Source organism: Amycolatopsis nigrescens CSC17Ta-90, assembly GCF_000384315.1.
GTDB lineage: Bacteria > Actinomycetota > Actinomycetes > Mycobacteriales > Pseudonocardiaceae > Amycolatopsis > Amycolatopsis nigrescens.
Genome location: NZ_ARVW01000001.1, coordinates 1913251 through 1927366, shown reverse-complemented (window position 1 = coordinate 1927366; position 14116 = coordinate 1913251). Strand labels below are relative to the sequence as shown.

The following is a 14116-nucleotide window of genomic DNA, read 5'->3' as shown; positions in this document are numbered from 1 at the left end:
GACCGGTCATTCCCAGCCGCGCCGGGGTGTCCGGTTGCCGACCTGGCCGGGGGCGCGGCGGCGGTAGACGATGTAGGGCCGCAGCAGATAGTGCACGGGTGCGCTGAAAGCGTGCACCAGCCGGGAGAACGGCCAGAGCGCGAACAGCAGCATGCCGAGCGCGGTGTGCAGCTGGTAGTCCAGCGGGGCAGCCGCCATCAGCTCGGGATGCGGGTCGAGCAGGAAGATCCCGCGGAACCACGGCCCGACGGTCTCCCGGTAGTCGTACCCGCCGCGCACCCCGTTGTCGAGCAGGGTGGTGGCCAGGCCGGCCAGCATGCCGATGCCGAGCACCAGGTACATGTACTTGTCGCTGTACGTGCTCGACGCGCGGACCGCGGGAGTACGCAGCCGCCGCACCAGCAACAGCGCGAGCCCGCCCACCGCGACCAGCCCGGCGATCGAGCCCGCCGTCAGCGAGATCAGGTGGTAGGCGTGCTCGTCGATGCCGACCAGCTCGGTCAGGTTCTTCGGGATCACCAGCCCGAGCACGTGCCCGCCGAGCACCATGAACAGTCCGATGTGGAACACCGGGCTGGCCACCTTGAGCAGTTTCGACTCGTGCAGCTGCGAGGAACGACTGGTCCAACCGAACTTGTCGTAGCGGTAGCGCCAGATCGTGCCGAAGACGAGCAGTGCCAGCGACGCGTAAGGGGCCGCGCCCCACAACAGCAAGGTGATACCGGTGCTCATGGCTCCTCCGCGGTAAAGAGTGCGTCGTCGGTGCTCATGGCCTGCCTCCGGCGCCGGTAGGGAACGGGTCGAGTCCGACGAGTTCGGTGGGCGGGCCGTTGCCCAGGATGGCCGCGGCGAGCCGCTCGGTGTCCGGTGTGGACGGTGGCATGGTGGCGAGCACGGCCGCGACGGCGTCCTGGTACGGGGTGCCGTCGAGGTTGCGGTGCAACAGGTCCAGCCCGGCCTGGAAGCGCACCAGCACCGCGTCGGCGGCGGCCGGGCCGGCGGCGGCCGCGAACTCGAGTACCACCGGCAGGTAGTCGGGCAGCTCGTTCTCCGCCGGCGCGAACCCGTGCTCGCGGTAGAAGGACCGCAGCCCGGCCAGCGAACCGCCGCGGCGCCGGGTGTCCCCGTCGAGGAACCAGCTCAGGTGCAGGGTGCGGCGTGGTCGGCGGTCGAACACCTCGACGTACCGCTCGGCCAGCGGACCGGGTTCGCCGTCGCGGAGGTAGCGCAGGGTGCGGGTCAGCTCGGCGTGACCTGGCGCGGCGGGGCCGAGTTCGTGCAAAGCCGCTTGCAGCAGACCGAGTTTGGCCAGTACCGAGTGGTCCGGGTACTGCAGGCACCAGCCGGCGATCTGGCGCAGCACCGCCCTGGTCCGCGTGTCGGTACCCGCCTTGGCGAGGCTCGGTGTCATCGGCCCTCTCCCTTGCCGAGCGTCGGGAACAACGCGTCCGGGCGGGTCTCGGCGGTCCAGCTGAACAGGTCCACCTGGCCGTTCGCCGGTGCGGGCGCGCCCATGCCCGGTCCGCCGTCCACGTCGAGGCTGCACTGGGTGGCGATGCCCTCGAGGTCGTGCGCCTGCCCGATGCCGGCGGTCGGGATGACGTAGCGCTCCTCGTACTTGGCCAGTGCGAGCAGCCGGTACATGCCGAAGATCTCTTCACCGGTGAGGCCGACCGAGCGCGCCGTGCGGGCGCTCGGTTCCTGGCCGAGGTTGACCGAGCGCATGTAGGAGCGCATGGCGGCGAGCCGGCGCAGCGAGGTGCGGACCGGCCCGGTGTCCCCGGCGGTGAACAGCTCGGCGAGGTACTCGATGGGAATGCGCAGCGAGTCGATCGCGCCGAACAGGTTGTGGCTGTCTTCGCCGTCGTAGCCGCTGCCGCTGACCGCGTCGACCACGGGGGACAACGGCGGGATGTACCAGACCATCGGCATGGTGCGGTATTCCGGATGCAGCGGCAGCGCGAGCCGGTAGTCGTGGATGAGCGCGTAGACCGGGGAACGCTGCGCCGCGGTGATCCAATCGTGCGGGATACCGGCCCGTTCGGCGGCCTTGACCACGGCGGGGTCGTGCGGGTCCAGCATGATGTCGAGCTGGGCGGGGTAGAGGTCGTGCTCCTTGGCGACCGACGCTGCCGCGGTGACCCGGTCGGCGTCGTAGAGCACCACGCCGATGTAGCGCAGCCGCCCGACGCAGGTCTCCGAGCAGACGGTCGGCTGCCCGGCTTCCACCCGCGGGTAGCAGAACGTGCACTTCTCGGCCTTGCCGGTCTTGTGGTTGAAGTAGACCTTCTTGTACGGACAGCCGGTGACGCACATCCGCCAGCCGCGGCACTGGTCCTGGTCGACCAGCACGATCCCGTCCTCCTCGCGCTTGTACATCGCACCGGAAGGACAACTGGCCACGCACGAGGGATTGAGGCAGTGCTCGCAGATCCGCGGCAGGTAGAACATGAAGCTCTGCTCGAACTCGAACTTGATCCTGACGCCGTGCTGGTCGCGGAGGCGTTCGACGAGCGGGTCGCTGGCGCCGTGCTCGGGGGAGCCGCCGAGGTCGTCGTCCCAGTTCGGCCCCCACTCCGGCTGCGTCGGCTTGCCGGTGATCGCCGAGCGCGGTGCCGCGGTGGGCACGTCGTCCCCGAGCGGGGCCTCGATCAGGGTGGCGTAGTCGTAGGTCCACGGCTCGTAGTAGTCGCCGATTTCGGGCAGATCGGGGTTGGCGAAGATCGACGCCAGCCGCTTCAGCCGCCCGCCCGCGCGCAGCCGCAGCCGGCCGCCCCTGGTGCGCTCCCAGCCGCCCTTCCACCGGTCCTGGTCCTCGTACCGGCGAGGGTAGCCCTGGCCCGGCCTGGTCTCCACGTTGTTGAACCAGGCGTACTCGGTGCCAGCGCGGTTGGTCCAGGCCTGTTTGCAGGTCACCGAACAGGTGTGGCAGCCGATGCACTTGTCCAGGTTCATCACCATGGCCAGCTGCGCCAAGACCCGCATCAGTAGGTCACCTCCTGGTCGCGGCGGCGGATCACGGTGACCTCGTCGCGCTGGTTGCCGGTCGGGCCGAGATAGTTGAAGCCGAAGGTCAGCTGCGCGTAGCCACCGATCAGGTGGGTGGGTTTCATCAGCAGCCTTGTCAACGAGTTGTGCGTGCCGCCCCGTTTGCCGGTGGCCTCGCTGCGCGGCACGTTCACCGCCCGATCCTGTGCGTGGTAAAGGAAAACCGTGCCGGTGGGCATCCGGTGCGAGACGATCGCGCGGGCTACCACCACCCCGTTGCGGTTCACCGCCTCGATCCAGTCGTTGTCGCGGACACCGATCGCGTCGGCGTCCGCCGGGCTCATCCAGATCGCCTGCCCGCCGCGGGAAAGCGTGAGCATGATCAGGTTGTCCTGGTAGGTGGAGTGGATGGACCACTTGCTGTGCGGGGTCAGGTACCGCACGGTCACCTCGGCCCCGGCCGGGCCGATCCGCGGCTCGCCGAAGAGCTGGTGCATGTCCAGCGGCGGCCGGTACACCGGCAGCGCCTCGCCGAGCTCGTGCATCCAGTCGTGGTCGAGGAAGAACTGCTGGCGCCCGGTCAGGGTGTGCCACGGCTTGCGGTGCTCGACGTTGATCACGAACGCTGAGTAGCGCCGGCCGCCGCTCTCGCTGCCGGACCATTCCGGGCTGGTGATCACGGCGGCGGGCTGGGTGCGGGTGTCCGCGAAGGAGATCCGTTTTCCTTCGTGCTCAGCGGAAAGGTGCGCCAGCTCCTGGCCGACCCGTTCGCCCAGCGTGCGGAACCCCTGGGTGGCCAGCCGCCCGTTGGTGGTGCCGGACAGCGCGAGTATCGCGTCCGCGGCCCGGATGTCCGTGTCGATCCGCGGCCGTCCCCTGGCCGGCCCGGACACCGCGGCGCCGTTCTTCGCGCGCAGCCAGTCGATTTCGTCGCTCACGTCGTAGGTGATGCCCTTGCTGGTGGTGCCGAGCTTGTCCAGCAATGGGCCGAGGGTGGCCAGTTTCGCGGCCACCGCGGGATAGTCGCGCTCGACGACGGTCAGCTGGGGCATGGTCACGCCGGGAATCGGCTCGACGTCACCGGTGCGCCAGTCGCGGGCGACACCGCCGGGCTGGGCGGTCTCGCCGGGGGTGTCGTGCACCATCGGGGTGGCGACCAGGTCCTGGCGGACGCCGAGGTGCTCTTCCGCGAGTTCGCTGAACTTCCGCGCGATGGTGTGGAAGGCGTCGAAGTCGGTTCTGGTCTGCCACGGCGGATCGACCGCGGCGTTGAAGGAATGCACGAACGGGTGCATGTCGGTCGAGGACAGGTCGTGCTTCTCGTACCAGGTCGCGGCCGGCAGCACCAGGTCGGCGAACAGGGTGGTGCTGGTCATCCGGTAGTCCAGGGCCAGCAGCAGGTCGAGCTTGCCCTCCGGGGCCTGCTCGCGCCAGCGCAGGCTCGACGGTCGGAGTGCGGCGGGGGCCTCGTCCGCGCGCAGGTTCGCGTCGGTGCCCAGCAGGTGGCGAAGGAAGTACTCGTGCCCCTTCGCCGAAGAGCCCAGCAGGTTGGACCGCCACACGGTGAGCACCCTCGGCCAGTTCTCCGGGGCGTCGGGGTCCTCGGCGGCGAACCCGAGGCGACCCTCCCGCAACTGGTCCACCACGTAGTGCCCCGGCTCGACGCCGACGGCTTCCGCCTCGTCCACCAGCTCCAGCGGGTTGCGGTCGAAGGTGGGGAAGGACGGCATCCAGCCCAGCCGGGCCGAAGTGGCCAGGGTGTCGGCCGCGGTGGTGCCGGCCAGGGTGCCCTTCGCGAGCGGGGAGAGCAGGGTGTCGTTGCGCATCGCGTCGTAGCGCCACTGGCCGGTGTGCAGGTACCAGTAGGCGGTGCCGATCATCTGGCGGGCGGGCCGGACCCAGTCCGTCGCGGCGGCCAGGGTGGCGTGCCCGGTCAGCGGCCGGACCTTCTCCTGCCCGACGTAGTGCGCCCAGCCGCCGCCGTTGCGGCCCTGGCAGCCGGTCATCGTGAGCAGCGCGAGAAAGGAGCGGTAGATGGTGTCGGAGTGGAACCAGTGGTTGGTGCCCGCGCCCATCAGGATCATGCACCGGCCACGGGACGCCTCGGCCGTGTTGGCGAACTTGCGCGCGATCCTGGCCACCCGCCCGGCCGGGACCGACGTGAGATGTTCCTGCCAGGCCGGCGTGCACGGCTCGCTGGGATCGTCATAGCCCGAGGGCCAGGAACCGGGCAGGTCACCGCGGTGCACGCCGTACTGGGCCAGCAGCAGGTCGAACACCGTGGTCACCAGCCGCCCGGCCACCCTGGCCGCGGGCACGCCGCGGCGCAGCACGCCGCCCTCGGTCTCGTCGAACCGCGGAAGCAGCACCTCGACGCCTTCGTGCGCGGAGTCGGCGAGCATGCTCAGCCGGGGCACCACGTCGCCGAGTTCGAGGTTCCACCGGCCGTGATCCCGTTCGTTCCAGCGGAAACCCACCGACCCGCCGGGCACCACCGGTTCCCCGGTGCTGTCGTCGATCAGCACGGTTTTCCACTCCGGCGACGCGCCGGCGCCGCCGAGGTCGGCCTCGGTGAGGAACTTGCCCGGCACCAAGGCACCGTCGTGCTCGGTCAGCGTCACCAGGAACGGCAGATCGGTGAACTTCCGCACGTAGTCGGTGAAGTACGGGGTTTCCCGCTCGACGAAGAACTCCTTGAGCACCACATGCCCCATCGCCATGGCCAACGCGGCGTCGGTGCCGGGATGCGGTGCCAGCCACTCGTCGGCGAACTTGGTGTTGTCCGCGTAGTCCGGGGAAACCACCACGACCTTCTGTCCCCGGTAGCGCGCCTCGACCATCCAGTGCGCGTCCGGAGTGCGGGTGACCGGGACGTTGGAACCCCACATCATCAGGTAGGCCGCGTCCCACCAGTCCGCGGACTCCGGCACGTCGGTCTGGTCGCCGAACACCTGCGGTGAGGCGACCGGCAGATCGGCGTACCAGTCGTAGAAGGACAGCATCGGTGCCCCGATCAACGCCATGAACCGGGAACCGATCGCGTGGGACACCATCGACATCGCCGGGATCGGGGAGAACCCGGCCACCCGGTCCGGCCCGTACCGCGCGATGGCGTGCACATGCGCCGCGGCCGCCATCTCGGCGGCCTCGTCCCAGGAGACCCGGACCAGCCCGCCCTTGCCGCGCGCCTTCTGGTAGCAGCGCCGCTTCATCGGATCGTCCATAATGGACGCCCAGGCCGGCACGGGATCGCCGTGGCGGCGCATCGCTTCCCGGTACATCTCGACCAGAACGCCACGAGCGTAGGGGAACTTCACCCTGGTCGGGGAGTAGGAGTACCAGGAGAACGACGCCCCGCGCGGGCAGCCGCGCGGCTCGTACTCCGGTTTGTCCGGCCCCACCGAGGGGTAGTCCGGATCCTGGCTCTCCCAGGTGATGATCCCGTCCGAGACGTAGACCTTCCACCGGCAGGAGCCGGTGCAGTTCACCCCGTGCGTGGACGGCACCACCTTGTCGTGGCTCCACCGGTCCCGGTAGAAGGTGTCGCCGTCGCGGCCACCGGTCCGGTAGACCGCGCGCAGGTCGGCCGAGTTCTCCCACCGGGTCAGGTACCGGCCGAGGCGGAGCAGGGTGTCGGAGGCGAGCGCGTCCACCGTCTCCCGTGCGTCGTCCGCTCGCTCCTTCATTCCACCAGCCACGTTCGCACGGCCTCCATCCATTCGACGGTGAGCACAGTCATGACCCGCGAGGAAAAGCGCCATCCTGCGGATTTCGGGAACAAGTCGATGCTAGCGCCGAATCGCGTACCGCGCTGCCGCGTCTGCTCAACTGTTTTGCGCATCACCCGATCCGGGTAACTCCAAAAAGGACGAGTAAAGAAAGGTAAGGAGAATGTCGATTCGGGGAGGTTGCGATGGTCGATGACCTGCGGACATGTTGTGGCACAACAGATTTAAACAGAACCGCAAGTGTCAGCCAGATCCGTTCCGGGTGTCATTTCCGGCGCTCAGGTGAGCGCTGGATGTCTTTGTGGAAATGGTCAGCCGGAGCGAAAAGGACATATCCAGTACTGTTGATAATTCGTTAAAAGTATATGGTCGGAAGAATGGTCTCAAGCCTGTGAAAAGGCTGCATGAGAAAAGGAAGAAATGCCGCGGTCGGCACGAGGCGGCGCGTATGTCGCGCGGTCGTGCCGGACACCGGGCTCAACGTTTGCCGAGTGGCAACAGTGACCATACGGCAACAGTGCGTGTTGCGGCAAGCGGCGCCGGGCTACCGCAGGCGTGGTCGCCGCGCGGTGGGCGGTGGCGTTCCCCAGGTGCCGTCCGCGACGGCTGCGACGTCGTTGTCGGCCTCGTTCTCGCCCCACACCACCGCATCCGCGGCGTCGGCGAACGAGCGCAACGCGCGCACGACCGTGCCCCGCCGTGCCGCCGGCAGCCGGTCGAGCGTCGCGCGCAGGCGTTCCAGCCGCAGCGCGTTCACCTCGGCGAGCACGGCACGGCCGTTCGCGGTGATGCGCAGCAGGACCTCCCGCCGGCTGCGCGGCGATGGGCCGCGGGTCACCAGGCCGGCGTCGACCAGTCGTTCGCACAGCCTGCTGGTCGCCGACGCCACGATGCCGAGGCGGTCGGCGAGCTCGCCGAGGTTCGCGTCACCGAGTTCGTCCAGCACGGTCAGGGTGCGCAGCTGTGCCGGGGAGACCCGGCCCTCCACGGCCGCGGTGGCCTGCACGGAGAAGGCGACCATCACCTTCGCGACCGCCAGCATCGTCGCGTCTTCGTCCGCGGTGGACCCGCCCATCGCCTACCTCGCTGCTCACCGGATGACCTTGCCCCCAACTGTAGGACAGCGCCGGTCCGGCGCCGTGCTCGGTGAAAGCGACCGCTCCACCGGCCAGCGCGCCGCTCTTCGCCCGTCGGCGGAGCAGGTCGGACGGGCCCGTCCCGTTCGCGCGGACGCCGGAACCGAGTCCGAGACCGGACCCGGCGAGCAGCACGGCGGCCTGCCGGCGCCGCGCCGCCCAGCGCCATACGCCGGGCAGCTCGATCGCTGCGTCGCGCAGTAGAGGAGAGGAATGCGGCCAGCCGACGGTCATCCCGGCGGCACCGAGGCTGATCCGCCACCCTCCCGGCCGGGACAGCCGCAACCGGTCGACGTCGGTGACCAGCTTCATCCCGCGCGCGAGCGCCACCGTCAGCAGAACGTCCTCACGCGACACCGTCAGCCCGGAAGTGTCAGGAGTTTCGCCTTCCATGACAAGAACCGCGATGCGATTGTCGCCTTGCCCCCACACCAGGGCCTGTGCGTACAACTGTGCCTCGACGCTCATTTTCCGCCTTCCCACCGTAGGCCCTGCCGATCTCACTGTAGGACTCCACGCCGCCGGCCGGTGTCCGCACAACGAGTGAACGGCGCGACAGAAGTCGGTTTCAGGTCTTATGGGGCGTAACAGACGCAGGTTCAGTACAAAGTAGACGGTTAGCTGGCTGTCGCCGTCTCGAACGTGGAACTCACGCTGGCGGAACGTGGAACTCGCGGAGTTCTGCGTTCGCGCTGGGCGAGTCGAACGTTGGGGGTCGGCGAGTTCCACACTCGGGCGTCTAGAAGGGTGGGGGCTCGTCGTCGGTTTTCGACGACGGCGCCGCTGGTTCGACGAGGGGTGCGGGGCGGGTGGTGTAGGTGCGGCCGGTCGGAGTCGTCACGGTGAGGTCGGCGGTGGTGGGGTTGAAGTCGAAGATCCAGCCGGGTTCGTATCCCGGGTTGCCAGGGCCCGCGCCGACCTCATCCGCATGGTCCAGCCCCTCGAAGACGAACCACCCCGCGCACGCCGCCTGCACGCCGTCCCCCCAGACACCCCGTAGTCTCCCGTCGCCGTTCTTCGACGACGGCTCGAACGCAGGACTCGCACCGCCGGAACGTGGAACTCGCGGGAGGCGTACGTGGGACTCGCGTTGCTGGAAGGTGGGACTCGCGGAGTTCTGCGTTCGCGCTGGGCGAGTCGAACGTTGGGCGTGGGCGAGTTCCACACTCGGGCGTCTAGAAGGGTGGGGGCTCGTCGTCGGTTTTCGACGACGGCGCCGCTGGTTCGACGAGGGGTGCGGGGCGGGTGGTGTAGGTGCGGCCGGTGGGGGTGGTGACGGTGAGGTCGGCGGTGGTGGGGTTGAAGTCGAAGGTCCAGCCGGGTTGGTCTTTCAGGCGGTGGTGGTAGCGGCAGAGGCAGCAGAGGTTGTGTTCGCAGGTGTCGCCATCCTGAGACCAGGCGGTGCAGTGGTCGGTGTCGCAGCGCTGTGCTGGGCGGTTGCAGCCGGGGGCTCGGCAGGTGCGGTCGCGGACTTGGACCAGTTCGGCGAGGTCGGCGGGTGGGCGATAGCGAGTCCGGCCCACATCACGAACCGTGCCCGTGACCGGGTCGGTCAGGACTTTGCGCCAGATCGAGTCGGGGTGGTTCATGAGGTGGCGGCCGACCTCACCGGGGATGGGGCCGTGGCCCACCAGTTCGCAGCCGTCTTCGCGGAGGCCGAGGGCGGTGTCGAGGGGGATGTGGATGAAGACCTGCGCGGCGACACCATCGATACCGCCGTGCTGGCCGAGCAGCAGTTCGGTGAACATATCGGCGCGAAGCTGGTCCATTGTGCGTGGTTCATCCCGGCTGTGGAGTTTGCGGGCCAGGGTATCCACTCGGGCGTAGACGGCGGTGGCGATCTCGGCGGGAAGGTAGGCCCATAATGAGGCCATCGAGTCCGGCTCGTGGATCAGCTCCAGTTTGCGGTCCTGGCGGCGGGCAGCGGCGCGAGACTTCTGGCCATCGGGATCCAGTCCCGCCACTACGTGAGTAATCGCTTTACGCCAATTCGACGGGCTCTTCTGGCCGATCCGCTCGGCCAGAAGCCGGTCGGCTTCGCGCGCCAAGGAATCAGGCAGAACGGCAATACCGTCGAAGGCCTGACGGGCCTTGCCGATATCCAGCTCGCCCGCGTCCATTGCCGCCAGCAGGCAGGGCATCCGGGTTACCAGCGTGGTCGACAACGCCACTCGGGTCGCGGTCGCCTCGCGGGACAACCGCAGCTCGGGCGCCAGTTCATCCACCACCGACCGCGCCCCGCCTCGAATGGCGGAAAGTCGAGCTATCGCACGGACTTCGGCCGCGTCGAGCCGACACCGCAACCGGCGCGCAGACACCACGGCATCCACCGAAGCGGCATCGTCGGGACGGCCGATCGTCTGGTTGGAAAACCCGAAGAACTGGGGCGGCGACAACAGCTCGTCTCCCGGTTCCGGACCTAATCGTCGTAACATGACCAACCCCCTGAAACGTTTCCCGTGGATAATCTCCATAATACTCGAAATGGCCAAAATGGCGGATTATCGATAGGGTGAGGAATTCAGGGAAGGCGGCGAAAGGTCACGCGGAGTTGTCAGTCGGAGCGGCGGTTTCCAGGAGGGTGGCCCAGGCGGAGATGGTGGGGTTCTCGGCCAGTTCGGCGAACGAGACGGTGATGCCCTCCGCCGCCCAGGTTTCCATCAGCTGCATCACCCTGATCGAGTCGAGTCCGTGGTCGAGGAGCTGGTCGAGGTCGCCGATCTCGGTCGGGCTCGTTTCGAGCAGTTCGGCGATCTGGGTCCGGAGCAGCTCGGTCCGCTCGGTCATACCTGGGCTCCTTCGAGTTGTTCGGCCAGCAGGCGGGCCGGGACGGTCATGGCGCAGCGCGACGCGGCGTAGTCCAGCGCCATCTCGTGGTGGCGGCGGGAGAAGTCGCCGACCGCGTCCGCGACGAAGAACGGTTGCAGGTCCTGCATGAACGCGTCGGCCGCGGTGAGCAGGCAGCCGATGTGCGCGTAGACCCCGGTGACGATGAGCTGGTCGCGCTGGTGCCGGCGCAGGATGTCGCCGAGATCGGTGCGGTGGAAGGCGTTGTACCGCCATTTCGTCAGCCGAATATCGCCATCGGTGGGGGACAACTCGCCGATGATTTCGGCGTCCGCTGGGTCGTCGCCGATCCCGCCGCCCCACATGTCCAGCTGCAGCCCGCGTTGCTCCGGGGTCTGGCCGCCGGGCTGTGCGGAGTAGACGGTGGGGATGCCCAGTTTCGCCGCGGCCGCTCGGAGCAGGCCGATGTTGGTGACCAGCTCGGTCATCGGGGAGCCGTGCGGGGGAAAGGCGCGGAGGAAATGGTTCTGCATGTCGTGGATGAGCAGCACCGCGCGATCGGGATCGCATTGCCACGACACCCGGTTGTCCGGCAGCTGCGACTCGGTCGGCATCGCGTAAGGCGCGATCTGTGGCAGGCCCATGGTCGGCTCCTGGTGCGTTCAGGTGGTTCGCTGGGACAGGTAGTTGCTGAGGTTTCGCCGGAGCTCCCGCCGGCTCACCTTGCCGACCCCGGTGTGCGGGAAGGCGGGCACGATCTCCACCCGGTCGGGCACCTTGAACAGGGCAAGGCCCCGCTGCCGCAGGAAGGCGCGCAGCTCGGTGCCGGTCGGTGCCGGTTCGCCGACGGGGATGACGAAGGCGCAGGTCCGTTCGCCGAGGAAGCGGTCCGGCATCGAGACCACGGCGGCGTCGTGCACGCCGGGGTGGGCCAGCAGGTGGTTCTCCACCTCCTCGGGGGCGACCTTCTCGCCACCGCGGTTGATCTGGTCCTTCGCCCTGCCCTCGACCACGAGATGCCCGGACGGGAGCCGTCGCACCACATCCCCGGTCCGGTAGAAGCCGTCCTCGGTGAACGCGGTGGCGTTGTGCTCGGCGGCGCGGTAGTAGCCGCGGATGGTGTAGGGGCCACGGGTGAGCAGTTCGCCCTGCTCGCCGGGCGCCACCTCGGTCCCGTCTTCGCCGACCACGCGGATCTCGTCGGCCGGTGAGATCGGGCTGCCCTGGGAGCTGTGCACGACGTCTTCCGGATCGTCGCGCCTGGTGTAGTTCACCAGCCCCTCGGCCATGCCGAACACCTGCTGGAGCTCGCAGCCGAGTTCGCCGCGCACCCGCCGGGCGGCCTCGGCGGCGAACTTCGCACCGCCGACCTGGAGCAGCCGGAGGCTGGAGAGGTCGTGCCGCTGCCGGGCCGAGGACGCCATCCAGGTCAGCGCCACCGGGGGAACCACCCCGGTCATCGTCACGCGTTCGGCTTCGATCAGCGGGAAGGCGACGTCGGGGCTGGGCGCGGGGGACATCACGATCCGCCCGCCGGCGTGCAGCACGCCCAGGATGCCGGGTGAGCTGAGCGCGAAGTTGTGCGCGGCGGGCAGGGTGACCAGATACCGGGTGTCCGGGCCGAGCCGGCAGATCCGCGCGCTTTCCCGGACGCTGTAGAGGTAGTCGTCGGCGGTGCGCGGGATGAGCTTCGGCAGGCCGGTACTGCCGCCGGACAACTGCAGGAAGGCGGGCTCGCCGGCGGTCCGCTCGGTCTTGGCCTCGCCGTCGGCGGGAATATCCGCCCACGCGCTGAACTCCGCCGCTTCGCCCAGCACCACCACGTGCCGAAGGCCGGGCACTTCCGCCCGGACCGTCCTTGCCAGCGCGCGGTAGTCGAACCCGCCGTGCCGGTCGGCGATGACATACGCGGCGGCGCCGGTGAACCGGCAGAAGTAGCTGATCTCCTGGTGCCGGTGCGCGGGCAGCGCGAAGACCGGCAGCGCACCGATCTTGAACAAGGCGAAGACCAGTTCGACGAACTCCGCGACGTTGGGCAGCTGGACCACGACCCGGTCGCCGTCGCCGATGCCCGTCGCGCGCAGGCCCGCGGCCAGCTTGCCGGATCGACGGTCCAGGTCGGCGTAGGTCCAGCGGTGGCGCTCGTCGCAGACCGCGATCCGGTCGCCGTGCCGCGCGGTCAGTTCGGCGATCCACTGTGGAAAGTTCTGTCCGAGCCAGTAACCCGAGGCGCGGTAGTGTTCCGCGAACTCGGCGGGCCACGGCGTGAAAGCGGTCATTTCGTGCTCCGGCCGAGATCTTCGTCCGGATAGCCCAGCGCGGACATCAGCGTGCGGAACTTCGCCGAGGTTTCGGCCAGTTCCTCCTCCGGCCGGGAACCGGGCACGATCCCGGCGCCGGCGAACAGCCGGACCGTGTCGTCGTGCACCGCACCGCAGCGGATGGCCACCACCCACTCGCCGTCGCCGGTGTCGTCGCACCAGCCCACCAGCCCGGTGTAGAAACCGCGGTCGAAGGTCTCGATCTCGGTGATGGTGTCCCTGGCCACCGACGGCGGCGTGCCGCAGACCGCGGGTGTGGGATGCAGTGCGAGGGCGAGATCGGCGGAGGAGACCTCGTCGTCGACCAGCTCGCCGGAGATCCGGGTGGACAGATGCCACAGCGCGCTGGTCGGCAGCAGCTCCGGCGCCGACACGGTCAGCTTGCGCACGAAGGGCCGCAGCCCGTCCGCGATCGCCTCCACCACGATCCCGTGCTCCAGCCGGTCCTTGGCCGAGCCGAGCAGGCTGGTCGCGTGCCTGCCGTCCCGCACCGGATCGGCGTGACGGGGCCGCGTACCCGCGAGCGGGTTGGCGAAGACCCCGTTGCCGCGCCGGGAAACCAGCAGCTCGGGACTGGCGCCGACGAGCGTGCTGTCCCCGAGGCCGACGGCGAAGGTGTAGCCGAACGGGTCCGGGCCGGCGAGCGCCCGCAGCACGGCGGCGACCTCCACCGGTGCGCCGGCGTTGACCGCGAGCGAGCGGGCCAGCACCACCTTTTCCAGCTCGGTGCCGGACATCCTGGCGAGCGCGGTCCGCACCCCCGCGGTGTAGACCTCCGGCGCCGGCTCGGCGTGCACCGAAACCGGGCCGGGATGCCGGGCCGAGCTGCGGGCCGCCCGCGGCGGCGGGCCGCGGTGGATCACCCTCGGCACGGTCAGGCAGGCGGGGCGGTTCGCGTCGAACGGGATGGCGCCGACCACGAGGGAACCCGGTTTGGCCGCGGCCAGCATCGCCCTGATCCGGCCGGCCGGATCGGCCGCCGTTTCCCCGGAAGCTCCGGCGTCCTCGGAGCCCGTGGCGAGCAGCATTCCGTTCCGGGAGGCGAGGAAGAAGTCCCCCGGCCGGTAGTCGCCGATGAGGTCCACCGGCGGTCGTGCCAGGCCGGTCGCCGCGGTTCGCCCGGCCTGTCCCGAACGTTCCACCATGGGTTCCCCTT

The 14116-nt window shown here is 69.3% G+C and carries 12 protein-coding genes; 1 reads left to right on the top strand and 11 read right to left on the bottom strand.

All coding sequences use genetic code 11. The annotated features are described in order from the left end of the window. Nucleotides 1–6: 6 nt before the first annotated feature. The 5 genes from narI to AMYNI_RS44105 all read right to left on the bottom strand — a co-directional run bounded on the left by narI (nt 7) and on the right by AMYNI_RS44105 (nt 7791). Nucleotides 7–732 (bottom strand): respiratory nitrate reductase subunit gamma, encoded by a 726-nt coding sequence (gene narI / locus AMYNI_RS0108690; RefSeq protein WP_020667613.1) that lies wholly within the window; start codon nt 730–732, stop codon nt 7–9. A gap of 34 nt (nt 733–766) precedes the next feature. After that, nucleotides 767–1411, bottom strand: a complete 645-nt coding sequence (gene narJ, locus AMYNI_RS0108685; RefSeq protein WP_020667612.1) for a nitrate reductase molybdenum cofactor assembly chaperone — start codon at nt 1409–1411, stop codon at nt 767–769. Then, nucleotides 1408–2985, bottom strand: coding sequence for a nitrate reductase subunit beta (gene narH / locus AMYNI_RS0108680; protein ID WP_020667611.1), 1578 nt, complete (start codon nt 2983–2985; stop codon nt 1408–1410). Before narH ends, narJ begins: the two co-directional genes overlap by 4 nt. Beyond that, a complete protein-coding gene (locus AMYNI_RS0108675; RefSeq protein ID WP_020667610.1) occupies nt 2985–6674 on the bottom strand; it encodes a nitrate reductase subunit alpha in 3690 nt (1229 codons plus the stop codon). The genes narH and AMYNI_RS0108675 overlap by 1 nt, the downstream gene beginning before the upstream one ends. Before the next feature lie 586 nt (nt 6675–7260). After that, complete coding sequence (locus tag AMYNI_RS44105) at nt 7261–7791, bottom strand: MarR family winged helix-turn-helix transcriptional regulator (RefSeq protein WP_020667609.1); 531 nt, start codon at nt 7789–7791, stop codon at nt 7261–7263. A 22-nt stretch (nt 7792–7813) separates the two neighbouring features. On the opposite strand from AMYNI_RS44105, the gene AMYNI_RS48925 reads away from it, so the two are divergent. Continuing rightward, nucleotides 7814–8056: a hypothetical protein gene (locus tag AMYNI_RS48925; protein WP_157357303.1), complete on the top strand. Its 243-nt coding sequence runs from the start codon at nt 7814–7816 to the stop codon at nt 8054–8056. A 535-nt stretch (nt 8057–8591) separates the two neighbouring features. Here AMYNI_RS48925 and AMYNI_RS48920 read toward each other — a convergent pair. The 6 genes from AMYNI_RS48920 to AMYNI_RS0108640 all read right to left on the bottom strand — a co-directional run bounded on the left by AMYNI_RS48920 (nt 8592) and on the right by AMYNI_RS0108640 (nt 14105). Then, entirely contained in the window at nt 8592–8828 is a 237-nt protein-coding gene (locus AMYNI_RS48920; RefSeq protein WP_020667608.1) for a hypothetical protein, read from the bottom strand. 199 nt (nt 8829–9027) lie between these two features. Further along, nucleotides 9028–10287 (bottom strand): HNH endonuclease signature motif containing protein, encoded by a 1260-nt coding sequence (locus AMYNI_RS48005; RefSeq protein WP_425387938.1) that lies wholly within the window; start codon nt 10285–10287, stop codon nt 9028–9030. Between the two features lie 106 nt (nt 10288–10393). Next, nucleotides 10394–10639 carry a phosphopantetheine-binding protein gene (locus tag AMYNI_RS49755; protein ID WP_020667606.1) on the bottom strand — a complete coding sequence of 82 codons (246 nt, stop codon included), beginning with the start codon at nt 10637–10639 and terminating at the stop codon, nt 10394–10396. Further along, nucleotides 10636–11283 carry an isochorismatase family protein gene (locus AMYNI_RS0108650; RefSeq protein ID WP_020667605.1) on the bottom strand — a complete coding sequence of 216 codons (648 nt, stop codon included), beginning with the start codon at nt 11281–11283 and terminating at the stop codon, nt 10636–10638. Before AMYNI_RS0108650 ends, AMYNI_RS49755 begins: the two co-directional genes overlap by 4 nt. 18 nt (nt 11284–11301) lie before the next feature. Further along, entirely contained in the window at nt 11302–12918 is a 1617-nt protein-coding gene (locus AMYNI_RS0108645) for a (2,3-dihydroxybenzoyl)adenylate synthase (RefSeq protein ID WP_020667604.1), read from the bottom strand. Then, nucleotides 12915–14105: an isochorismate synthase gene (locus AMYNI_RS0108640; protein WP_020667603.1), complete on the bottom strand. Its 1191-nt coding sequence runs from the start codon at nt 14103–14105 to the stop codon at nt 12915–12917. The genes AMYNI_RS0108645 and AMYNI_RS0108640 overlap by 4 nt, the downstream gene beginning before the upstream one ends. Nucleotides 14106–14116 lie beyond the last annotated feature (11 nt).